At 40.8% G+C, this 23575-nt stretch carries 22 protein-coding genes; 9 read left to right on the plus strand and 13 right to left on the minus strand.

Going from position 1 to position 23575, the window contains the following annotated elements:
* Positions 1–14 precede the first annotated feature (14 nt).
* Positions 15–971 carry a methylenetetrahydrofolate reductase [NAD(P)H] gene (gene metF, locus LPB86_RS00875; protein WP_230640575.1) on the plus strand — a complete coding sequence of 319 codons (957 nt, stop codon included), beginning with the start codon at positions 15–17 and terminating at the stop codon, positions 969–971.
* A 32-nt stretch (positions 972–1003) separates the two neighbouring features.
* Here metF and thrC read toward each other — a convergent pair whose 3' ends face one another.
* From thrC to thrA, 3 genes are read right to left on the minus strand one after another with little or no spacing between them, the layout of a single operon-like run.
* Positions 1004–2311 carry a threonine synthase gene (gene thrC / locus LPB86_RS00880; protein WP_230640576.1) on the minus strand — a complete coding sequence of 436 codons (1308 nt, stop codon included), beginning with the start codon at positions 2309–2311 and terminating at the stop codon, positions 1004–1006.
* Between the two features lie 32 nt (positions 2312–2343).
* Positions 2344–3279, minus strand: coding sequence for a homoserine kinase (locus tag LPB86_RS00885; RefSeq protein WP_230640577.1), 936 nt, complete (start codon positions 3277–3279; stop codon positions 2344–2346).
* Positions 3276–5747: a bifunctional aspartate kinase/homoserine dehydrogenase I gene (gene thrA / locus LPB86_RS00890; protein WP_230640578.1), complete on the minus strand. Its 2472-nt coding sequence runs from the start codon at positions 5745–5747 to the stop codon at positions 3276–3278. The genes LPB86_RS00885 and thrA overlap by 4 nt, the downstream gene beginning before the upstream one ends.
* A 352-nt stretch (positions 5748–6099) precedes the next feature.
* Here thrA and rsgA point away from each other — a divergent pair, with 352 nt between their 5' ends.
* The 3 genes from rsgA (at position 6100) to LPB86_RS00905 (ending at position 7876) form a co-directional block, all read left to right on the plus strand.
* Positions 6100–7020, plus strand: a complete 921-nt coding sequence (gene rsgA, locus LPB86_RS00895) for a ribosome small subunit-dependent GTPase A (RefSeq protein WP_230640579.1) — start codon at positions 6100–6102, stop codon at positions 7018–7020.
* A 7-nt stretch (positions 7021–7027) separates the two neighbouring features.
* On the plus strand, positions 7028–7480 hold the full coding sequence (dtd, locus tag LPB86_RS00900; protein ID WP_230640580.1) for a D-aminoacyl-tRNA deacylase: 453 nt from the start codon (positions 7028–7030) through the stop codon (positions 7478–7480).
* 69 nt (positions 7481–7549) lie between these two features.
* Positions 7550–7876, plus strand: coding sequence for a nucleotide pyrophosphohydrolase (locus tag LPB86_RS00905; RefSeq protein ID WP_230640581.1), 327 nt, complete (start codon positions 7550–7552; stop codon positions 7874–7876).
* A 103-nt stretch (positions 7877–7979) separates the two neighbouring features.
* Here the strand turns inward: LPB86_RS00905 and LPB86_RS00910 are convergent, their stop codons facing one another.
* Positions 7980–9272: an SGNH/GDSL hydrolase family protein gene (locus LPB86_RS00910; RefSeq protein WP_230640582.1), complete on the minus strand. Its 1293-nt coding sequence runs from the start codon at positions 9270–9272 to the stop codon at positions 7980–7982.
* Positions 9273–9301: 29 nt separating this feature from the next.
* On the minus strand, positions 9302–10516 hold the full coding sequence (locus LPB86_RS00915; RefSeq protein WP_230640583.1) for an OmpP1/FadL family transporter: 1215 nt from the start codon (positions 10514–10516) through the stop codon (positions 9302–9304).
* Between the two features lie 258 nt (positions 10517–10774).
* Here LPB86_RS00915 and LPB86_RS00920 point away from each other — a divergent pair, with 258 nt between their 5' ends.
* Positions 10775–11407: an NAD(P)H-dependent oxidoreductase gene (locus LPB86_RS00920; protein WP_230640584.1), complete on the plus strand. Its 633-nt coding sequence runs from the start codon at positions 10775–10777 to the stop codon at positions 11405–11407.
* A gap of 68 nt (positions 11408–11475) precedes the next feature.
* Positions 11476–12210: a glycerophosphodiester phosphodiesterase family protein gene (locus tag LPB86_RS00925; protein ID WP_230640585.1), complete on the plus strand. Its 735-nt coding sequence runs from the start codon at positions 11476–11478 to the stop codon at positions 12208–12210.
* Here LPB86_RS00925 and LPB86_RS00930 read toward each other — a convergent pair.
* From LPB86_RS00930 to LPB86_RS00955, 6 genes are read right to left on the minus strand one after another with little or no spacing between them, the layout of a single operon-like run.
* Entirely contained in the window at positions 12207–12572 is a 366-nt protein-coding gene (locus LPB86_RS00930) for a lipopolysaccharide assembly protein LapB (protein ID WP_230640586.1), read from the minus strand. The two genes, LPB86_RS00925 and LPB86_RS00930, sit on opposite strands and share 4 nt — an antisense overlap.
* A gap of 12 nt (positions 12573–12584) precedes the next feature.
* Entirely contained in the window at positions 12585–13016 is a 432-nt protein-coding gene (gene dut / locus LPB86_RS00935; protein ID WP_230640587.1) for a dUTP diphosphatase, read from the minus strand.
* Positions 13013–14512: a polysaccharide biosynthesis C-terminal domain-containing protein gene (locus LPB86_RS00940; RefSeq protein ID WP_230640588.1), complete on the minus strand. Its 1500-nt coding sequence runs from the start codon at positions 14510–14512 to the stop codon at positions 13013–13015. Before LPB86_RS00940 ends, dut begins: the two co-directional genes overlap by 4 nt.
* Before the next feature lies 1 nt (position 14513).
* The gene (locus LPB86_RS00945; RefSeq protein WP_230640589.1) at positions 14514–14810 is read right to left on the minus strand and encodes an acylphosphatase; all 297 of its coding nucleotides are present in this window, start codon (positions 14808–14810) and stop codon (positions 14514–14516) included.
* 12 nt (positions 14811–14822) lie between these two features.
* The gene (locus tag LPB86_RS00950) at positions 14823–15998 is read right to left on the minus strand and encodes an amidohydrolase family protein (RefSeq protein WP_230640590.1); all 1176 of its coding nucleotides are present in this window, start codon (positions 15996–15998) and stop codon (positions 14823–14825) included.
* Positions 15999–16010: 12 nt separating this feature from the next.
* Entirely contained in the window at positions 16011–16619 is a 609-nt protein-coding gene (locus LPB86_RS00955; protein ID WP_230640591.1) for a cupin domain-containing protein, read from the minus strand.
* Between the two features lie 142 nt (positions 16620–16761).
* Between LPB86_RS00955 and rluF the strand changes: the two genes are divergently transcribed.
* The 3 genes from rluF to LPB86_RS00970 all read left to right on the plus strand — a co-directional run bounded on the left by rluF (position 16762) and on the right by LPB86_RS00970 (position 19656).
* A complete protein-coding gene (gene rluF / locus LPB86_RS00960; RefSeq protein ID WP_230640592.1) occupies positions 16762–17802 on the plus strand; it encodes a 23S rRNA pseudouridine(2604) synthase RluF in 1041 nt (346 codons plus the stop codon).
* A 68-nt stretch (positions 17803–17870) separates the two neighbouring features.
* Complete coding sequence (gene rlmN, locus LPB86_RS00965; RefSeq protein WP_230640593.1) at positions 17871–18917, plus strand: 23S rRNA (adenine(2503)-C(2))-methyltransferase RlmN; 1047 nt, start codon at positions 17871–17873, stop codon at positions 18915–18917.
* 40 nt (positions 18918–18957) lie between these two features.
* On the plus strand, positions 18958–19656 hold the full coding sequence (locus LPB86_RS00970; RefSeq protein WP_230640594.1) for a ComF family protein: 699 nt from the start codon (positions 18958–18960) through the stop codon (positions 19654–19656).
* Between the two features lie 163 nt (positions 19657–19819).
* On the opposite strand, the gene LPB86_RS00975 is transcribed toward LPB86_RS00970, so the two are convergent.
* Both LPB86_RS00975 and glyA read right to left on the minus strand, forming a co-directional pair.
* A complete protein-coding gene (locus tag LPB86_RS00975; protein WP_230640595.1) occupies positions 19820–22249 on the minus strand; it encodes a PAS domain-containing protein in 2430 nt (809 codons plus the stop codon).
* A 2-nt stretch (positions 22250–22251) separates the two neighbouring features.
* On the minus strand, positions 22252–23523 hold the full coding sequence (gene glyA, locus LPB86_RS00980; protein ID WP_230640596.1) for a serine hydroxymethyltransferase: 1272 nt from the start codon (positions 23521–23523) through the stop codon (positions 22252–22254).
* Positions 23524–23575: the final 52 nt, after the last annotated feature.

Consider the following 23575-nt stretch of genomic DNA (forward strand, 5'->3'; position numbering starts at 1 on the left):
TACATTACGCATCAATGAAGATCATAGACCATATCAGTAACGCAAAGGGTAAAACCTTATTCTCATTTGAACTTTTACCACCCATAAAAGGACAAAGTATCAAAGGTATTTTTGATGCCATTGACCCATTAATGGAGTTTAATCCTCCGTTTATAGATGTAACTTATCTACGTGAAGATTACATTTACAAACAGCACAGCAACGGTTTACTGGAAAAAGTAGCCTACCGTAAACGTCCAAGTACAGTGGCTACCTGTGCTGCCATTATGAATAAATACAAGGTAGATGCCGTACCGCATTTGATTTGCGGCGGTTTTACCAAGGAGGAAACAGAAAACGCATTGATTGACCTGCAGTTTTTGGGTATAGATAATGTACTTGCACTGCGTGGTGATGCCAGAAAAAGCGACAGCATGTTCATTCCAACTCCAAATGGTCATGCTTATGCTTCTGACCTGGTTAAACATGTATCAGACATGAATAAGGGCAAGTATCTGCACGACGATATGGACAGTGCAGAGAAAACAGATTTTTGTATAGGTGTTGCAGGCTATCCCGAGAAACATTTTGAATCCCCTAACCTGGATACAGACTTTAGCTATTTAAAATTAAAGGTAGATATGGGTGCAGAGTTTATTGTTACCCAAATGTTTTTTGACAACCAGAAATACAAGGCCTTTGTAGAAAAATGCCGTGCCCACGGCATTAATGTACCCATTATTCCGGGACTTAAACCAATTACTAACAGCAAACAGTTGATTGGCCTGCCTAAAATATTCCATCTGGATATTCCGCTAGACCTTACCAACGCCATTCAGGCTTGTAGCACTGAAAAGCAGGTAAAAGAAGTTGGTATTGAATGGATGATCAACCAGTGTAAAGAACTGCGTGAAATGGGTGCGCCTGTTTTGCATTTCTATACCATGGGAAATCCAGAGCCAACAAAAAGAATTGCTCAGGCTATCTTTTAACTACTATGCTGATCACAAATTACCTGCTAACCTTAAAGGTTAAGCAGGTAATTTTTAAAGTTTTTGAAATCAGTATCCATCACCGTTGCACCTTTTTCTTTATCTATCAATTCCAGAACCTGCGCAGGTATTTCTATTTTAGCGGCTATATCTTCAGGAAAAATATCAGGAAATTTACAAGCATGTGCCGTTGATAAAAATACACCGGCAAAGTTTTCTTCGGCATGCGCTCGTTTATATCCTTCTAAAGCCAGCCACGCAATTGCCGTATGCGGACAAGCTACATAGTTGTATTGCTGATCAATATCCTTGATGGCTTGCAAAGTTTCCTCATCTGTATAACGAGAACTGCTCACTACTTTTAAAACTTCTTCACGACTGTCATCAAACAAGTCCATAATGCGTACCCAATTGCTTGGCGCACCCACGTCCATCGCATTGGCATAAGTTTGTACCGAAGGGCGGGTTTGGTATACGCCACTTTCCAGAAACCTTGGCACAGTATCATTGGCATTGGTAGCTGCAATAAACTGATGTACGGGCAAGCCCATTTTATAGGCCATTAAACCTGCGGCTATGTTTCCAAAATTACCGCTGGGCACTGCAAATACTACTTTCTTTTTACCTTCCCTTGCCAGCTGTGCATAGGCATTAAAATAATAGAAAGTCTGCGGTATAAGCCTGGAAATATTAATAGAATTTGCAGAGGTTAACCGCAGTTTTTCATTTAAGTCCGCATCAGCAAAAGCCTGCTTAACTAAATGCTGACAATCATCAAAGGTACCATCAATTTCTATGGCATGGATATTTTGTCCATTGGTACACAATTGCAATTCCTGAATTTCACTCACCTTACCTTTGGGGTATAAAATGGTTACCCTGGTGTTTGGCACACCCAAAAAACCAAGTGCAACGGCACCTCCAGTATCACCCGAGGTAGCTACCAGTACGTCCAGCAACTGCTCTCCATCTTTTAAAAAATAGGCCATCACACGGCTCATAAAACGTGCACCAAAATCCTTAAAGGCCAAAGAAGGACCATGAAACAATTCAAGCACATAAGTATTTTCATCCAGTTTTCTGGCAGGTGCGTCAAAGTTGATGGCATCTTCAACCAAAGCTTTTAAAGCTGCGGCGGGGATAGCATCTCCCAATAAGGCAGAGGCTACCTTAAAGGCAATCTCTGGCAGGGAATAACTGCCTATATTTTCAATAAAATCAGCATCCAGCTGAGGAATTTCTACAGGCATATACAAGCCCTTATCCTGGGGCATACTGTTAAAAACTGCTGTAGCAAAGTCTACATTTAATTCTTTATTGTTGGTACTATATAATCTCATTTTAATTTTATTATGGGTTAAGGCAGGTCTTTTTAATCTAAAACAACCGGACCTTTTTCATTCACTTTAGAAACGAAGGATAAGCTATTGATTGAAATTCCTTTTAAATGTGCCTGCAGACTTTGTGTAATCTTTGCTGCCGTTGCTTCATCTTTTGTTAAGGCAAAAACAGAAGGACCAGAGCCCGAGATTCCAAATCCTATGGCGCCAGCTTCCATGGCTATGCTGCGCAGCTTATAGAACTCCGGAATTAGGATAGACCGTGTTGGCTCAATTAAAATATCAGTCATGCTCCTTCCAATCAAATCATAATCTTTCAGAAACAAACCGCTTACCAAGCCAGCAACATTACCCCATTGTGTTACAGCATCCTTTAAAAACACCTTACTGCGGATCATTTGACGTGCGTCTTTGGTAGGCACATCTACTTCCGGATATACAATTGCAGCATACAATCCCTCTGGAGAAGGCAAACTGATAATATCAAGCGGTTCATAACTTCTGATCAAGACAAAGCCACCTAATAATGCTGGTGCAACATTATCGGCATGTCCATAACCACATGCCAGTTCCTCACCTTTCATGGCAAAAGGTACCAGCTCCATGTTGGTTAGTAAATTATCCAGCAAAGAATTCACGGCAAATAAGCCTGCTACAGTACTTGCAGAACTAGAGCCCAGGCCGCTGCCAATTGGCATTTTTTTGTGTAATTCTATTTCTAAACCCAAATCAGGTTTACCAATGTGGTTTAAGTAATGTTGCACACTTGCACTCACTGTATTTTTGGCCGGGTCTAAAGGCAAACGACCATCGTCGCCCGTGATTTTAGAGATATGGATACCCGGTTTACCAGTTAAGCGCATAATTACTTCATCACCCGGCTCATTAACCGCAAAACCCAGTACATCATAACCACAAACTACATTGGCTACGGTAGCGGGTGCAAAAACTTTTATTGATTCTTTCATTTTTTACCTACGTTAATTATATCTGCAAATACACCAGCCGCTGTTACTTCAGCACCTGCACCAGGCCCCTTGATTACCAATGGCCTATCTTTATACCGGTCTGTGGTAAAAGAAATGATGTTATCACTACCAGACAGCATATAAAAAGGATGACTGTCGTCTACCATCTGTAGGGTAATACTAACCTTTCCTTCTTCCAGTTTTCCGATGTAGCGAAGCACCTTATTTGCGGCGGCTGCTGTGTTTTTTAGCGCTTCAAAATAAGCCGTATTGTTTTCCAGCTCCTGGTAAAAATCTTCAACCGTAGCTGCCGCCAAACAAGCTGCAGGCAACATGCTTTCTATAGACACATCTTCCGCTTCCAATGCATATCCGGCATCACGGGCAAGGATCAGCATTTTGCGCATAAAATCTTTACCATTCAAGTCGTCGCGAGGATCTGGTTCTGTATAGCCTTTATCCTGCGCTTCCTTAACAACCTCATGAAATAACCGGTCGCCTTTGTAATTGTTAAAAATATAGGATATAGTACCCGATAAAATTGCCTCAATACTCGCTACACGGTCGCCACTAAGCATCAAATCCTTTAATGTTTTTATAATTGGCAGTCCGGCACCCACATTGGTTTCATAGTAAAAATCTACGCCATACTTACGGGCAGCCTGTTTAAATGCAGCATATTGTTCATAATCTGCAGAGTTACCAATTTTGTTGCAGGTAACAACAGAGATACTGGATTGTAATATATCCTGATAAAACTGGATTGGATTCTGACTGGCTGTGTTGTCCACGAAAACACAGTTAGGCAAGTTCATCGCCTTCATTTGCTTGATGAACACGGAAAGATCTGCTGGTTCACCATTATTTTCCAATTCCTCTGACCAGTTTTCAAGGCTGATGCCATCTTTGTTTAGCAACATTGTGCGGGTATTGCTAATTCCCATAACCTGAACTTCCAGGTCATTGTTTTTCCTTAAAAACGGCATTTGGTATTGCAACTGAGCGAACAACGTTTTACCGATATTACCGGTACCCAGACAAAATATATGTAAAGTCTTTTTATGATCTTCATAAAAGGCATCATGAACAGCATTAACGGCCTTAGCCAGGTCCGTTTTAGAAAGGATTACAGATATATTATACTCTGAAGATCCTTGTGCAATGGCACGGATATTTACACCATTACGGCCAAGCGCATTGAATAACCTTCCTGCCATTCCAGGAGTGCGTTTCATATTTTCACCTACGATAGCCAAAATAGACATGCCGTTTTCTACCTCCGGATATTCCAGTTTACGTGCCTGAAGTTCAAGCTCAAATTCTTTATTGATCAATGAAAGTGCCTTCAATGAATCTGCAGGCTTCACCGCAAAAGTTATGCTGTGCTCAGAAGAGGATTGCGTAATCAAAACCACATTGATTTGTTCTCTGGACAGCAAAGAGAAGAGACGCCCGCTAAACCCTGCTTTACCCACCATGCCACTACCAGAAAGATTTAAGATACTGATTTCATCAATAGAAGAAATACCTTTTATAGGCAAAGCTGATGAATGGGCACCATGACGGATATAAGTTCCCGGGAATGCAGTATTGAAAGTATTCTTTATCACGATAGGAATACGTTTCATAAAAGCCGGTATCATGGTTGGCGGATAAATTACTTTGGCACCAAAGTAAGATAACTCCATCGCCTCTGTATAACTCAACTCTGCTAAAGAGAATGCCTTTTTAACCATCCGCGGATCTGCAGTTAACATACCATCAACGTCAGTCCATATCTCTATTTCTTCGGCATCCAAAGCTGCGGCCCATATTGCTGCGGTATAATCACTTCCGCCCCTGCCCAGGGTAGTAATGCGGCCATCCTCGTTACTGGCTATAAAACCCGGCACAAACAATAGATTTTGTCTATTACCTTCATAATAGTCTTTGATCAACAAATTGGTAAGTTCAGTATTTACCCTCGCCTGGCCAAAATTGCTGTCCGTTTTTACCAATTCTGCAGCATCTACAAATGCAGCATTGGCAAATTGCTGTCTGGCAATATGACTAACCATAAAGGCAGAGCACCGCTCACCATAACTTAAAATCAAGTCTTTGGTCTGCGCACTTAATTCACGGAGATTTAATACGGATTGCAAAATATCTTCCAGTTCGTTAAAATATATTTTTAAACGTGTAAGCACCGGATTTTGTGCCGCAGCAGGTAACAAGGTACGGATAACCTCAAAATGTTTTTCTTCAATTTTCTTCAAATCCTCACTAAAAGGCTCCGCGTTTACCGCATTCTCGGCCATTGAGAGTAAAGCGTTGGTTACCCCACCCATAGCCGACAAGATAATAACGGGGTATTCTGGTTCCTCTGTGCTTCCAGAATTCTTAGCCTGTGCTTGCTTTACAATATCGATTAAAGCTGTGATGCTTTGAACCGACCCTACTGATGTACCTCCAAATTTTAAAATATTCATTGTTTCAGGTTAAAAAAAAAGCACCTTCCTGTTTAAAGGAAGGTGCTTTTTGTGGTTGTTTTTATGTCTTTCAATTTTTCCACTAGCTTACCTTCCTACGGGCTATCCCGTTGGTGGTGGTAATAATAATGGAAATAATTGTGTTGTTATACATTGTATTTTATACACTTACTGTGCTGGCTGTAAAGTAAAGTTATATTTTTCGTAATCACAAATTTTTTTTGTAGTTTGTAACAATTAGATGTCAACTATTAGTAGTTAGAAACCATGTGGTTTAAGTATGATGCGCTGTTCCTCGTCTAAATACTAAGTATTAAATACTCCTGTCAACTTCTTATCTTTACCCCATTATATGCAAGGACTAGTCATTAAATCAACAGGAAGCTGGTATCAGGTACATGCCGAAAATGGCGTAGATTATGATTGCCGGATCAAGGGTAAATTCAGAATTCAGGGCATCCAAACCACAAATCCTATTGCAGTAGGTGATCAGATAGAATTTGAACTGGAGCCAAATTCTGATCAGGGCGTAATCCATAAACTACTGGACCGGAAGAATTATATTATCCGGAAATCCATTAACCTGAGCAAACAGGCTCAGATTATCGCGGCCAATATGGACCAGGCATTTTTAGTAGTTACACTCGCTTCTCCCCGCACTTCACTGGGATTTATAGACCGTTTTCTGGCTACTGCCGAAGCTTATAGTATTCCTGCAGTATTAATCTTCAATAAACTCGATCTTTTTAGCCCAAAGGGCCTGGAGATTTTGGAAGAATACAAGCACATCTATGAAAACATTGGGTACCCATGTTATACCGTTTCTGCTTTAAAAGGCACCAATATCCCTCAAATTGAAGGTTTACTTAAAGACAAAACAACACTGTTTTCCGGCCATTCTGGTGTAGGAAAATCCAGTTTAATCAATGTATTACTTCCCGGAAGAGACATTAAGACCGGCGAAGTTTCTGAAGCGAGCGACAAAGGTCAACATACCACAACCTTTGCCGAAATGCATACCCTGCCTTTTGGCGGTTACCTGATTGATACACCCGGCATCCGGGAATTGGGGATATTTGACATTCGTCCGGAAGAACTAAGCCACTATTTCAGGGAAATGAGAGACATGATGAACCAATGTAAGTTTAACAATTGTCGTCATGTAAACGAACCCGGCTGTGCCGTCATTAAAGCTGTAGAAGCAGGAGAAATAGAAATCAGCAGGTACGAAAGCTATCTGAGCATTTACCATGGCAACGAAACAAGGGCTTAATTAGTTTATGAGGGCAATTTTACAAAGAGTTTCATCAGCAAGCTGTAGAGTCGACAACACCACTACGGGAGCCATTGATGAAGGCTTCTTAGTGTTATTAGGCATTGAAGATGCAGATACGATAGAAGATTTAGAATGGCTGGCACAGAAAATAGCAAACATGCGGGTCTTTGGGGACGACACAGGATTGATGAATAAATCTTTATCAGACATTGATGGAAATATCTTATTAATCAGCCAGTTTACGCTATTTGCATCTACAAAAAAAGGCAACAGACCAGGTTTTACCAGAGCTGCAAGGCCAGAGAAAGCCATTCCGCTTTACGAGGCCATGATTAAACAATTGAGTACGCTGCTTAACAAAAATATACAAACCGGCATTTTTGGTGCAGACATGAAAATAAGCCTTGTTAATGATGGTCCCGTAACCATTAGCATAGATACAAAAAACAAAGAGTAAAATTCCTATCCCCCAAATACCCAAAACGATAACGATTGGGAGTTTTTAAAATCAGATCACAAATAAATTATGACGATAAAAGAAGCACAGGAAACAGTTGATACCTGGATCAACACTACAGGGGTCCGCTACTTTAGTGAGCTGACCAATACAGCTATTTTAATGGAGGAAGTGGGGGAAGTAGCCCGCATCATGTCCCGCAAATACGGTGAACAATCCTTTAAAAAGAGTGATGAAGCAGTAGACCTCGGCGATGAAATGGCAGACGTACTATTTGTACTCATTTGTCTGGCCAATCAAACTGGCATCGATCTTACCGAAGCCATGGAGAAAAACCTGATCAAGAAAAATATAAGGGATGCCGACAGACATAAGAACAACCCCAAACTGAAATAAAAAAGCATATACTGTATGCTGATAGGCAAAACTCATTCCTTTTTAAGGACTTAAGTTTTGAGGAGGCAGATAGTATATGCTTTTTTTACAGTAATGCCTTTTTTTACGGATATTTAACGCCTCTATATTTAGACACGTCTACAGTAGAAATACTGGAACCATATTTTGTATTAATGGCACTAATAAATTCATTAGCTACAATTGCATACCCCATAGGCGTTAAATGTATCCCATCTAACGAGAATAAGTTACCACGAATATAAGCTGCACTTACCGATACCCCATTAACTTTTTTACCTGCGCTGTATTCGTTTAAAATAGTGTAAGCATCTACTAAAGCCAAACCGTTAGCATTTGCCACAGTACGTATGGTATTGTTATAAACAGTTACGTAATCTTTAACTACAGCAACTTCTTCAGGATCCAAAACATATTTACTTTCAATAGGATTAGTAGGCGCTAAACCGTATGGGCCTAAAGCACTTGCCCCACCAATTACATTATCAGAACTTAGGGTTAATGTAAATAAATCGTTGGCAGTTGCGGCTCTGGTAACACCTGCTCCCGTTTTAATATAAAATGCTGGCGCGGCAGGTACCGCGGCTTTCAGCGTAGCTAATGTTACTGTTGTAAAATACGGAGTAGACAACACATCAGGGATAGTTGCTACAACACCTTTAGCCCCGGTAGAAACAAGCTTAGCCACAACCGCATTATATTCAGTTGTAAAAGTAGATTTAGGCGTTGGCGCGTTGGCTGCCCCATCACCACCAGCACTAGCATATCCTAAAATATCATTGTTACCTAACCACATGCTAAAAAATGTCCATGGTTTAGAAGTCGCAAAATCCAGATATGTAGTGTTGTTGGTACCATAAGCACCAGTCAACAGGCGCTCGTACAAACCATTAACAGCAGCATACCCTGGATATCTTGCATGTACAAGTTTTACTCCCGGTACACCGTAATTATTGATGTCTCCAGTATATTTAGCGTACAAAGTTACCGCACCCACACCCGGAACAGTTGTTTGTCCTGTTACCGCAAGGTTGCCGGTCTCTTTAGTAATGATAGGCGAACCAGTGGCAGTAAAACCAGTTAACTTTGCGTAGCCAGTACCATTAGCTTGTGCAGCAGAAAAGTAAGGCGTAGCAAAACTACCACCACCTACCGCTTTCATTTGCTCGGCAATCATTCCTGGAAAAGAATTTTGCTGCCCTTCAAGATATAATCCGCCATCAGCAAACCCAGAAGTAAGTGAATTGCCAAGTGCAATGTAACGTGTAAAATCGGCTGAACCTTTAGATGGCGCAACCGTATCAAATTCTGGTTTGCAGGATGCAGCCATTGCTACAACGGCAACTGCAAGAATACTTTTAACTATATATGAGTTCATGACTTTATTTTTAATGTTTCTAATGCTGACTAAAACTTGTAAGAAAGGGAAATGCCCGGAATGTAAGCCTTAGTTTTGTACTCCCCACTTAAGCCTGATTCTATGTTCGTAGATTTCCTGGTCAGCACATCTTCGTAAAGAAAGGACAGGTCTACACCAAATTTCTGCGAGGCCTGGTAACCAAGACCAGCGCTTAGCAACAAGCGGTTTGCGTCAGGAACCTCTGCAGTAACATAACCATCATCAACCGGGGTAAGTGCGTAGCCAACACCTGCACGAAGTGCAAACTTAGATGTGGTTTGGTGTTGAAAACCTAAACGAAAAGCACCTGCATCATGATAATTACGTGCCGAATGTGTATCAGGGATTGTAGCATTGTTGTCGTAGTCAAAAGCAAGCTCCTGGTATTTGTTCCAATGTACCCAATTTGCATCTAATGCAATGGTCACTTTTTCTGAAGGGTAGAAACCAAAACCAATTGAAGTAGTAGCAGGTAGCGGTAAAGAGGCTGTAAACCTGGTAGGCAGAGATGGCTGTAAAGATGATGGGCCTTTAAAAATTGCATCACCGTCTTTTACATTCGCAGTAACCTGAGAACGGTGAGTTACGCCAATAGTAACGCCCGAAATGGTATTGATATAAATACCCGCATTCCAGCCAAAATCCTTCGTATCACCTTTTAACTGCGCAGACCCTGCCTGCCCGTTGCTTTGCGTTAAGGGCAGTGCTTGTTGCAAATCTACCTTACCCAACGCATAGACTAATCCCCCACCAATACCAATTTGGTCTGTAATTTTTAAACTTAAAGTAGGTTGAATATAAATAGCCTGTAAGTCCAATGACGTTACCGTATACTTTCCGCTCCAGTTTTCATCCCAGTGCATAGCACCTCCAAAAGGTGTGTATACACCAATACCAAAACGAAGACGATTTTCTGGCGACCCGAATACAGCGTATGCTTGTAAAGGGGTAGCAATGTGACTTTTATTGTATTCTGTTAGCGAAGAACCTGTTGCCCTGAAAGCCGTCTTTAAAGACAAGGCACTTACACCAGCCTGTACCACATTTTGCTTCAAGAATGAAACCGCACCCGGGTTAAAAAAAACTGCTGCTTCATCTAAAGCAACACCAGTACCTGCACCTGCCATGGCAATTTGTTTGTGACCCTGAAGATTAACCTGGAATGATTGGGCAAAACCTATTGCAGGCACTGCCATGAGTAATTGAAGTAGAATCCTTTTCATAATTTGGTTAGAGTTATTGAAACTTTCTTGTAAACGCTCCTTATTTGCATAGTCAAATAACACAAATAACAAGCGTTGGTTTTGCTAAATTAATTATTTTATGCATGCATAGCAAATTTATAAGAAAATATTTAACCATCCTCTTCTGCATCATCTAAAAGTAAAAACAAACAGGAAATCAACAGAGTTGGAATTAAGCAGCTAATTTTGATCAATAAATAGATGTTATAACAACAATTAAAATATAAAGCATACCACATGGAATTTCAAGAAGCATTAAACTGGCGCTACGCCACCAAAAAAATGAACGGAACAGTAGTTCCGCAACAAAAAGTTGAGCAGATAGTAGAGGCTGCCCGTTTGGCCCCAACCTCTTCAGGACTACAGCCCTTCAGGGTAATTGTGGTAACGGATCCAGAATTAAAAGCTAAAATCCAACCTATTGCATTTGGCCAAACTCAAATTGCAGATTGTTCTCACCTGCTGATCTTTGCCGCCTGGGATACTTATACAGAAGAAAGAATAAGAGGCGTATTTGCCAATAATAACCACGAACGTGGATTACCAGATGAAACACCATCTGATTACGAGATTCAACTGACGGCAAATTACACTTCAAAAACAAAGGAAGAAAACTTCCACCATGCGGCTAAACAAGCATACATTGGGTTTGGAATGGCTATAGCTCAGGCAGCTCTTTTAGAAGTAGATGCGACACCAATGGAAGGATTTAATCCAGCAGAACTTGACAGCCTTTTGGGCTTAAGTGAAAGAGGCTTGCGTAGTGTTACTTTACTGCCTTTAGGCTACCGTGATCCTGCGGGTGATTGGTTGGTAAACTTGAAAAAAGTACGTACTCCTTCAGATAAATTCATTATTGAATTCAAATAAGCAGAACTAATCCTATATTAGTGCATGTGTTCAAAAAGCCATGCACTAATATTTGTTCAAGCAGCTAAATGATTCCATCTAAAACCAGCAGTAACACAAAAGTAATTGCACATAGGGGTGCATGGAAAAATACCGGAGCACCAGAAAACTCCATTGAAGCCTTAAAACACGCAATCACAATGGGTTGTGCCGGCTGCGAGTTTGATGTCCACCTCTCTTCAGATGATGTTCTCTTCGTCTACCACGATGAAGAAATTGAAAATTTATGGATAGAAAAAACCACATCTGCCGAACTTCGACAAATAAAACTCAGCAATGGGGAACCTCTTCCCCTACTTGAAGAATATTTAAGAGAAGGACTAAAGCAACAAGAAACACGGCTGATCCTGGAAATTAAGCCTTCTAATATAAACAACCAGCGCAGTATAAAGGCAGCACTTAAAGTACTTGAACTTGTACAGACGTTAAAAGCAGAAGCCATTACAGATTACATTTGCTTTGATTACCTTGCCTGTCTGGAAATCAAAAAGAACGCACCAGGCGCCCATGTAGCTTATTTAAATGGCGATAAGAATCCCTTAGAACTTGCCGCCGCCCACTTAGACGGTTTAGACTATGAGTTTGAAGTTCTCCAGCAAAACCCGGACTGGATTAAGATGGCGAGGGCAGAAAACCTCAGCATCAATTCCTGGACTGTAGATGATGAAAAGGTAATGGATTGGATGATTGCTGAAAATATCGATTTTATTACCACCAATGAGCCCGAGAAGCTGCTTCAAAAACTAAAGTACAAAGACCACTAAGGAAAAGACCTTGGCGTTCCCCATGGCACTTTACGCCTGTTAATTTCCGCAAGCAATCTTTGATACCACAAGTTAACCGCATCCAGAGCGACGGCTTTTTTAATGGCTACTTCTGATGCTAGCAGCTTATTTTGGCGGTAATTTACCAATGCAATCTCGTAATACACCGCAGCATACGAAGAGTCCAGTGCAACTATTTCCAAGAAAGTATCGTTCGCCTTCTCGTAGTTTTCATTCATTTTTTCCCGGAGCCCGGCAAAAAAAAGCGCTTTAATTTTAAGGCTGTCAGGCCGGGGTTGTGGGCGTTGCGCGCACACCAGCAAGCTACTAAGCAACAATATCATTAAAGCGACTAATCTCATATTTAAAAATAACTATTTCCCGGTATGTCCGTATCCACCTTCACCTCGTGCTGTATCGCTAAGTTGCTCCACACTTTCCCAGCTTATGGTTTCATGTTTGGCAATCACCATTTGCGCAATCCGGTCACCGTTATTAATCACAAAATCAGTATCAGAAAGATTGACCAGCAATACTTTAATCTCTCCACGGTAATCAGCATCTATAGTGCCCGGAGAATTTACAATACTAATTCCATGTTTATAGGCCAGGCCGCTACGTGGGCGGATTTGCGCTTCATAACCAACTGGAAGTTCTATATGCAAACCAGTAGGCACCAGGAGTCTTTGTAAAGGCTTTAAGATAATTTCTTCTGCCGTAAAAGCACGCAAATCCATTCCCGCTGCATGTGCAGTTTCATATTGAGGTAGTGCATGACCAGAATGGTTAATGATATTTATTTTCATTTCTTAAATAATAAAGTTTTCAATTGATCTTTCTCAAAGTATGCAATACCACCTACAAAGGCTATCAGCATCAGGTTTCCAATGTAAATATTTCTATGGAACACCCAAAATGACAAAATCACCAATACAGCCGATACCGATAAGTAAGCTAAAATTCTTTTCAGATTGTAAGGAATGGGATAGTATTTCTGTCCAAGCACGTAAGAAATCACCATCATTACAAAATACGCAAGCATAGAAACCCACGCAGAGCCCATGTAACTGTACCTGGGAATAAGCACAAAATTAAGCACCACTGTAATTGCCGCGCCTACAAGAGAAATATATAAGCCGTAGCGGGTTTGATCTGAAAGGCGGTACCAAATAGAAAGGTTCATGTAAATACCCAGGCAAACATACCCAAACAACAAATAGGGCACAGCTGGCAAACCAACCCAATATTCTGCAACATGTGCTTTATCACGACTAATAAAATACTTTAGCAATTCTATATTGGCTATAAGTGCTACAAACAGCACTGCAAGTGCCACAACAAAATACTGCAAAATTACCGCATAGGTTTGTTTGGCGTTGGCATTTTTGGCATGACTAAAAAAGAAGGGCTCTGCCCCCAACCTAAACGCCGTAATAAAAATGCTCATAAAAATGGCTATTTTACATACCGCACCATAAACCCCTACCGCAGTATCCGCCACTTGCTCTGGCAACAGTTGCCCCAATACAATCTTATCCAGATTTTCATTGACAATAAAAGATAAATTGGCAACCAGTATTGGCCATGAATAGGAAAACATTTTGGAGAAAAGCTCCTTATCAAACTTCAATTCAATCTTTAATAATTCTGGCAGTAAAAGCAGCAAGGTCACCACACTGGCTATTAAATTAGAAATAAACACATAACCCACCCAGGTATTTCTATACCAGGAATTAAGCCAGTCTGCCAACGCCCAGTTGTGTTTAATTACCGCCGGAATAACCAGGATAAAAACCAAATTAAAACCAACAAAGCAACCGATATTCATAAACTTAACCAGACTGTAACGCATGGCTTTTTCATCAGCCCTAAGCTTAGCAAAGGGGATCACACAGATGGCATCTACAAATAAAATCCAGACAAAAAAGCGTACGTAGTTCCTGTAGTCATCCAACTGGGCCACATCCCGGGCCAGATAACCAGCAATTGAATTGGCAAACACCAGCCCGGTCAATAGAAACAAAGAAGAAATCAGCGCGATGCACAAAAATGAGTTGTTGTAAACCTCTCTCTTTTTATCTTCAAACTTACTTAAATACCTGAAATATGTGCTTTCCATTCCAAAAGCAAGAATGGCATTAATTAAAGATGACCAGGCATACATTTTATTAAATATACCGTATACGGAAGAAGGGTATACCCGTGTAAAAAGCGGTGTAAGGATAAAGTTAAACAACCTTGATAGTACGGTGCTTAACCCGTAAATAGCGGTTTGGCCGAGAAACTTTTTTAAAACAGACATCCTATTTCTTAATCACAAAATCAGTGAAGTTTTTAAGCAATTCGCTGGTAACAGCGGCACAGGTTGCAACCTTGGCCCTATCCGGTCCTTCATTACACCAGTCTATAAATGCATCCAACTGCCACTCTTCAGCTTCAGCTTCCATGTAAACATCCCCGTTAGGCAAATTCTTAACAAATCCCTTAATGCCAATATGGTCGGCAATATATTTAGTCGTCTCTCTAAAACCCACCCCCTGCACTTTGCCTGTAAGGGTAATGGTAACATGTACTTTCGGTTTATCGCCTGCTGCTGTCATGTGGCAAATTTATTAAAATAGTTTTTTAATTGTGACCTTATCCGTTATAATCCCATCTGCCATATGTTCTACAAGATTTATTCCGGGCCTTTTCCCAACCTCAAAGCTCCCGTAACGTCCCTCAATACCCAGAAATTCTGCGCCATTTATGGTGGCCCACTTCAATAAATCGTCAAAACCAATCGCCTTATGTTCCTGCAAAGTCTTCATTTCTTCCAAAATACTCAACTGGTGATTACTTGCCAGACTATCCGTTCCCAGGGTAATGCGCAAGCCTGCATCCCGCAGCATCTCAACATCAGGCAAACGATCTTCAATATAGAGATTTGCATTTGGACAAAGACACCAGTACAGCGATGGATGTCTGGCTACCGCAAATGCCACATCTGCCGCTGAAGTAAAGGTATTGTGAACCAACAATGTTTTCTGAAAAGGTGACAACCAAGGCAACACAGTCTTCAACGAGCTTTTTCCCTGCATTTTGCGCGTTTCAGGATTAATCCCCATCCTTTCATAAAACTGTGAGAAAGCGGAGGCTCTATTTTCAAAATAAGCATTCTCATCTTCAGATTCCTGATTGTGCATAGACAAAATATCGCCCCGCTGATCGGCGTACTCTTCAATCAATTCAAACAACTCCTTCGATACAGAATAAGCAGCATGGGGTGTTAAACTTGTTTTTGAAGACTTAAAATATGGCTGATAAGCTTTATAGTTCTCAAAAAGTGTTTTTGCAGCATCGGGATTAAGACCCAGTACTTCAATAAAAGTGTGGTAATACAGCAACTTGCTGCGCTCTTTCAAAATATAAGAGATCACCAGGTTAGAAATGTCACCAACGGCCACAATGCCATTTTCATACATTTCGCGTTCTGCAGCAAACATGGCCTCAATCTTTCTGTCCTCCGTAGCCTTGGGCAAGGTCATTACCGCTGTGATAAAGCCCACCAGACCTGTTTTCTCTGGTATAGCATTCTTAAGGTGCGACAGTTCTATATGACAATGCGTATTTACCATGCCCGGCACCAGCACGCCATCATAAAGAACTATATTTTTGATTTTCCTTTTTAACGCTTCCTCAGAAGTTAAAACTTCTTTAATAGTGCCATCATTGGTCACTTTTAGAACGCCAAATGGAAGCGCTGGCTGGTTTACAGGGTAAACCATTGGTGCAGATATAAATTTCATTTAAGCTAATAGTTAAGCGGCAACCCGTTGTAAAATAACCTTGCAGGGGATGTTTGAGGTAACCATAACATGGTGTTTTTTATGCAAAGGTATGGCAAAATAATCGCCCGGAAGCAATGGAAAGACATCATTTTCGACATAAATATCACAACTACCTTCCAGGATAAGAAATTTTTCAAACTCATGATCATGTACTTCCTGAGGGGCCATTTCCTTAATCCAAACAATTGCCGAAAGTAAGGATGGGCTATGGCTGATGATTTTAGCATAGATATTATCAATCTCAACAGGCATAACCATATCTTCCCTTTCTAACCACTGCCTGTAATCTTCTGCTCTCGCAGTCGCCTGCAACTCCGGCGCAACTGAAAACGCTTCGCCTGCCTTCATCCTGTCCATGTAATCCAACGTGGCCAGCAAAAAAGGTTTAGCGATGGGATCTGGTTCTATGCTATGGCCGAGGGCATAATTTTCCAAAGCAAGCTCAATTTCATTGAGTTCAATACGCACCTCGTTATGTACAGCCATGACTTCTTCAATCATTATGCATTGCTCAGCAGTCGCATCGCCGAGCGCATACAATTCAAGTAACCCAGAAAAGATCAATTCTTTCCAATCCATGACAATACATTAACAGGTCTATTTTACCTTTTGTTAGTTTTTTTTCTATAAAATTAGTCAATTCTATTTATCCGGCCAAATCTAAAGAACTTGCTTTAGCTTAATTTTGTATCTTTGTGGAAAAATAACTTAATACCTTACGATGTCTGATTCGACTACAAGATTAAATAAATACATTAGTGAAAGCGGTTTGTGCTCCAGAAGAGCCGCAGACAGATATATTGAGCAGGGAAGTGTATTGATCAACGGAAGAAAAGCAAAAGTAGGCGACAAAGTTTTTTTTGGAGATCTTGTTTCCGTAAATGGACAAACTATAGAACCTAAGGAAGTTGAAAATTCAATCATCATTGCTTTTAACAAACCTTCCGGAATTACCAGTACCACTGAAGCTGGTGTAAAAAGTAACATTGTAGATTATGTAAACCATAGCGAAAGGGTATTCCCGATCGGCCGTCTTGACAAAGATTCTCAAGGACTTATTTTCCTCACCAACAACGGAGACCTGGTTAATAAAATACTTCGTGCCGGTAATAACCACGAAAAAGAATATGTAGTTACGGTAAATAAGCCCATAACAGAGCAGTTTATCACCGGCATGAGCAAGGGTGTACCTGTACTGGGCGTAATGACCAAAAAATGCAAAGTAGCTAAAGAAAGTACATTTGTTTTTAAAATCACACTAATCCAGGGCTTAAACAGGCAAATCAGAAGGATGTGTGAGCATTTTGGCTTTGAAGTAACCAAGCTGGAGCGTACCCGTATCATGAATGTAAACCTAAAGGGCATTCCTGTTGGCGAATGGAGAGAACTAACTGCCGAAGAGCAGGAAGACATCTTTAAAAGAATTGCGAACTCCAGCTCAGAAGCTGTTGCCCCAGCCAAACGTGTCAATAAAAAAGCAAAGGGCCTTTCCGAAGAAGAAGAACTGCTCACTAATGTCACCCCCAAACGTTCCTCTGCCCGTCCTGGTAAAAAACCAGTAAAAAACATATCTGTAAGCAGGGCAGAACGGCCGGCTGGTGGTAAAGGAAAATCTGCGCCCAAATCTGCAGGTTCTTCTAGAAACGCAGCTACGCCTGGTAACGACTGGAACAAAAGTGGTGGACCAAGCAGAAGGGCTGTAAAACCCAGCAAGGGAAGATCAGGTGTACCTGCAGCAAAAACAAAAAGCCCTAAGCGCTAAAGTCACTAATTAGCAATCCTTTACAAAATTTAAATTAACTGTTATTTTTTTAGGTAACTTTGCAGGCAATGCAAGCTATTAAAAAAACAGACATTCGTTCGCTTGACCTGGCGTTGTTACAACAGCACTTTACAGGCATGAACGAGCCTGCCTACCGCGCTAAACAAGTTTATCAATGGCTTTGGGAAAAATCCGCTCGCTCTTTTGAGGAAATGAGCAACCTTTCCAAAGAACTTAGAAAGAAACTGGATGAAAACTACGCCATCAACGTTGTAGCAGTTAGCAATTCACAGTTTAGTAATGACCATACCATTAAAAGTGCATTCAGGTTATACGATGGCAACATTGTAGAAGGGGTGCTAATCCCTATGGAAGAGCGGATGACGGCCTGTGTAAGTTCACAGGTGGGTTGCAGCCTTACCTGCAAATTTTGCGCTACAGGATATATGGACCGTAAACGAAACCTCAATGCAGATGAAATTTATGACCAGGTTGTTTTAATAGATCAGCAGGCAAAGCAAAACTACAACACCCCCTTAACCAACATTGTATACATGGGTATGGGCGAACCTCTGCTTAACTATGCCAATGTGATGAAGTCTATTGAGCGGATTACGGCACCAGACGGTCTAAACATGTCTTATAAAAGAATTACTGTATCTACTGCCGGCATTGCTAAAATGATTAAAAAACTTGGAGATGATGGCGCCAAATTTAATCTGGCACTTTCCCTCCATGCCGCCAATGACACCAAAAGGAATGAAATTATGCCTATCAATGAGGCAAATTCCTTAAAATCTTTGGCTGAAGCTTTAAAGTATTATTTCGCTAAAACCAAAAACCCGATTACCTACGAGTACATTGTTTTTAACAATTTCAATGACGAGATTGAAGATGCTATGGAACTTGCTAAGTTTTGTAAACATGTGCCTTGCAAAGTAAACCTGATTGAATACAATCCTATCCAGTTTGCAGATTTTATCAATGCAGAAGGTGATAAGATTGACGCCTTTTCCAATTACCTGAAAAGCCAGGGGGTAAATACCAACATCAGAAGAAGTCGCGGAAAAGACATCGATGCTGCATGCGGACAGTTAGCCGTTAAAGAGGCATAGAAAAATTTCCTATTTCTGTTAAAAAAGAACAGATTAGGATATGCAAATACTAAAACGTCTAAGCGGCGAACTGCTGAACTTATTATTTCCAAGTCTATGCAATGCCTGCGGAACTTTACTGTACAAAGGTGAAGACCTGATCTGCATCCATTGCCTCAATGATTTACCCTACACAGATTTTCATCAATATGCAGAAAATCCGGTAGCCAGACAATTCTGGGGGCGCGTACCTGTCAACGCTGCAATGGCATTACTCTTATTTGGGCAGGAGACAAAGGTTCAGCGACTTATCCACCATCTAAAATACAAAGATCAAACTTCAGTTGGCCTTAAACTAGGGCGTATGATTGGCACGCGCCTGTTAACCTCTGCAACATATGAAAATATTACAATGATCATTCCTGTACCCTTGCACCCAAAAAAGGAACGCAAAAGGGGTTACAACCAATCCAAATATATAGCAGATGGCATTGCAGAAATCATACAAGCACCGGTATGCACAACAGTCCTGATCAGAACCTCCCATACTTCCAGTCAGACTAACAAAGGACGGTATAAACGTTTTCAAAACATGCAAACGGTATTTAAGATAACTCATTCCGGAACACTTCTAGATCAGCATATCTTATTGGTAGATGATGTAATGACCACTGGAGCTACCCTCGAAGCCTGCTGCCTGGAATTGCTAAAGTTAAACCCGCAAAAGATTAGTATTGCTACAATGGCATTTACAAAATAACCCAAAAATTAATCAACTAAGAAACAGCGCGTTAAAATAAAAGTTAGAAAAACACAGATTATGCAACAACAATAAGCACATTAAAAGCGTTTATAATTCCGAGAGCGTTAATTTAGATGGTAAGGGCTGATATTTCTTCATTGAAATATCGGCCCTTTACTTTTTAAGCCTTTAGATATTCCAGCAGTTGCTTTTTGATTTCCTCCGGATGAAAAGGCTTCAGGATATGTCCGTTCATGCCGGCTTCCTTAAATTTATGCTCATCACTATGTAGCGTAGAGGCCGTTAAGGCAATAACGGGCAAAGACTTAAAATAGCTTCCGCTTAATTCACGAATAATCATAGTAGCCTCAAAGCCGTCAATCCCTGGCATTTTGATATCCATAAATACCAAATCGTATTGTTCCGTTTTTATTTTGTTGATAGCCTCATAGCCTGTAGCCGCGGATTCCGTAATCAGGCCCCATTTGCCTAAAATCCTTTTCGCAATCAATATATTGATCTCATTGTCATCAACAACAAGAATGCGTTTACCTAAAAAAGCATCAGGTTGCTCCGCTAACTGATTATGCGCCGCTAACACATCGGTTTTTTTGAAGGCGATAACGAAAGAAAAAACACTGCCCTTCCCTTCTTCGCTTTGCACATTAATCTCAGATTGGTACAATTTCAGCAGTTTTTTAGTAATCGCCAGCCCTAAGCCTGTACCCCCATATTGCCTGGAAATATCTGTTTTTGCCTGCGTAAAACTTTCAAATACGTAAGACAGTTTATCTTCCGGAATTCCAATTCCCGTATCGCTCACTTCAAAATACAGCGCTACATGTTCAGCACTTTCCTCTTCCAGCCTAATGTGGAGCTCTATCTTACCATTCTCTGTAAACTTAATCGCATTGCCCAATAAGTTCATTAGAATTTGATAAAGGCGTGTCCTGTCGCCCACAACCTGATCTGGCAAGCGCTCATCTAGCTTAAGGCGCAACACATTGCTATTCTTCTTTACATTGACCTGTAAAGAAGTAATGATATCATTTGCAAGCGTCTTCAAATCGAAAGCCCTGCTTTCCAATACCAGGTTACCAGTTTCAATCTTTGTAAAATCAAGTATATCATTGATAATACTGAGTAAGTTTTCGCTGGAAAACTTCAGAATATTCAAATCATCTATCTGCGAAGGCTTAGGATCGTTATCCAGCAAAAGGTAAGTCATGCCCAGCACCGCATTCAATGGCGTTCTTATCTCATGGCTCATTACAGAAAGAAACATCTCCTTAGCCTCGCTCAGCTGCAGCGCCTGTTCCTTGGCCTCCAGCATCTCCCGTTCTACCTGCTTACGCTCAGTAATATCAACAATTAAATCAATTTGTCTTTCTACCTGCCCTTTATCATTTACAATTGGCGTATTGGTTACCGATAACCAAAGCGGAGTACCATCCTTTTTAACCACCTCCACCTCAATACTGAAAGATTGCTTATTGAGACTTTTTTTACGGGATTCCAACGCCAGCTGTAAACCGGCATCATTGGCAGAAAGCAGATCTCCTATCTGTTTACCTTGCAGCTCCTCAAAAGAATAACCTGTAAGTAGTTCCAGAGATTGATTTACCCAGGTAGTATAACCGTCCCTATCGCAAATATTAACCCCGTTGTTCGTTTTACTTGCTACCAGCGATAGTATTTGTAGTTGTTCCTCGTTCTGTTTTTTGGCCGTAATGTCCAATATGATTTCTACTTCAGCCTCTGTATTACCGTCGTCATCTAAAATCATGGTATTATAAATTGACAACCAGATCGGCTTCTTGTCTTTACGATAAGCAAGCAAATCTACCGTAAATGACTGGTTTGAATTGATCTGCTCACGGGCTTTTTCCAGCAAATCAAGATCCGTGTCCGGACCAGTAATCAAGTCTCCCAGGCGCTTACCCGCTAAGTCATCCAGCGTAAAGCCTGTAATCTTTTCAAAAGCAGCGTTTACCCAGGTTACCCTATTGTTGGCATCATTAATTACAATGGCATTATTTACCTTACTGGCAACAAAAGACATTTCCTCAAAACGTTTTGACTTAGCCTTAAGATCAAGCACGGTTTTCTTCAGCGAAATATGGGTCATCACCTCCATAGCCACGGTCTGCAACCCTTCCTTTTGTGCAGCAGTTAAGATTTGCGGTTCCGCTCCATACACACAAATTACACCCAGTTTAAAGCCATTATCATCAACGATGGGGGCACCAGCATAAAAACGGACAAAAGGATAAGAGACAACTGTACTTAGACTGGAAAAACGTTCATCAAGCAAGGTATCCTGTACTTCAAAAACTCCTTCGCCTTTTAAAGAATATTCACAAAAGGTAACTGTAGCCCGTGGGATTTCACGTACAGTAGCGGCGGGACCAACAACAGATTTTAACCATGCCCGTTCCTCATCTATCAGAATGATATGAGCACCTGGGGTGTTACAAATTAGGGCAGCGAGTTTAGACAGGTTATCAAAGTCATTCTCCGGAAGGGTATCCAAAATATCATATCCATGTAAGGCCTGAATACGATCATGCTCATTATTATCACCTGTAGCTTCCCCTGCTGCCCTATTCAATTTTATTTATATAAAGGGAATTTTTGTGTTAGCGCAATAACGCTAGCCTTTACCGCTTTTAAATTTTCTTCATTTTCAGCATTTGTAATGACCTGATCAATCAGGCCTACAATTTGTTCCATATGCTCTTCTTTTAAGCCCCTGGTAGTTATAGCTGCAGTCCCAACACGGATGCCGGAAGTTACAAAAGGAGATTTGTCATCAAAAGGAACCATATTTTTATTTACGGTAATATCAGCTTTCTCCAATGCATTTTCGGCAAGTTTACCAGTGATATTTTTGTTTCTAAGGTCAATCAGCATCATATGGTTATCTGTACCACCAGAAATAATACCATAGCCTTTAGCAACAAATGCTTTTGCCATAGCCTGTGCATTCGCTTTAACCTGTTTAATATAAACAAGATACTCATCGCTCAATGCCTCACCAAAAGCGATGGCTTTAGCAGCAATGATGTGCTCCAGCGGTCCACCCTGTGTACCTGGAAAAACTGCCATATCTAAAACAGCTGACATCATTTTAGTTTCACCTTTAGGTGTTTTTAAACCAAAAGGATTTTCAAAATCCTGTCCCATCATGATCATTCCACCACGTGGACCACGTAAAGTTTTATGGGTAGTAGTGGTTACAATATGGCAATGTGGAAGCGGGTCGTTTAACAAACCGCGTGCAATCATCCCTGCTGGATGCGAAATATCTGCCAATACCAATGCACCAATTTTATCGGCAACACTACGGATAAAAGCATAATCCCACTCTCTTGAATAAGCAGATGCACCACAAATAATTAGCTTAGGACGCTCAGCAAGTGCTACCTCTTCCAGTTTAGCATAATCAATTAATCCATCTTCTTTTTTTACACCGTAAAAGAACGGCTGATACAATTTACCAGAAAAGTTAACCGGAGAACCATGAGTTAAATGCCCACCATGAGATAAGTCGAAGCCTAAAATTTTATCGCCAGCTTGTAAAACAGCTAACAAAACAGCCGCATTCGCTTGTGCGCCAGAATGTGGTTGTACATTTACCCAGGCAGCACCAAACAATTGTTTTGCACGGTCTATCGCAATAGATTCTATTTCATCCACTACCTCACAACCGCCATAATAACGCTTACCTGGCAAGCCTTCAGCATATTTATTCGTCACAATTGAACCTGCAGCCTCCATTACCTGTTTACTCACAAAGTTTTCCGAAGCAATCAGCTCAAGGCCATTTTCCTGACGGTCCAATTCCCTGTCAATCAAATCAAAAATTAATGTATCACGTTTCATTTATCGTACTAGATTTTTTGTAAAACTAAGGATTTTCCATATAAACAGCACA

Source organism: Pedobacter sp. MC2016-14 (assembly GCF_020991475.1).
In the GTDB taxonomy this organism is placed as follows: domain Bacteria; phylum Bacteroidota; class Bacteroidia; order Sphingobacteriales; family Sphingobacteriaceae; genus Pedobacter.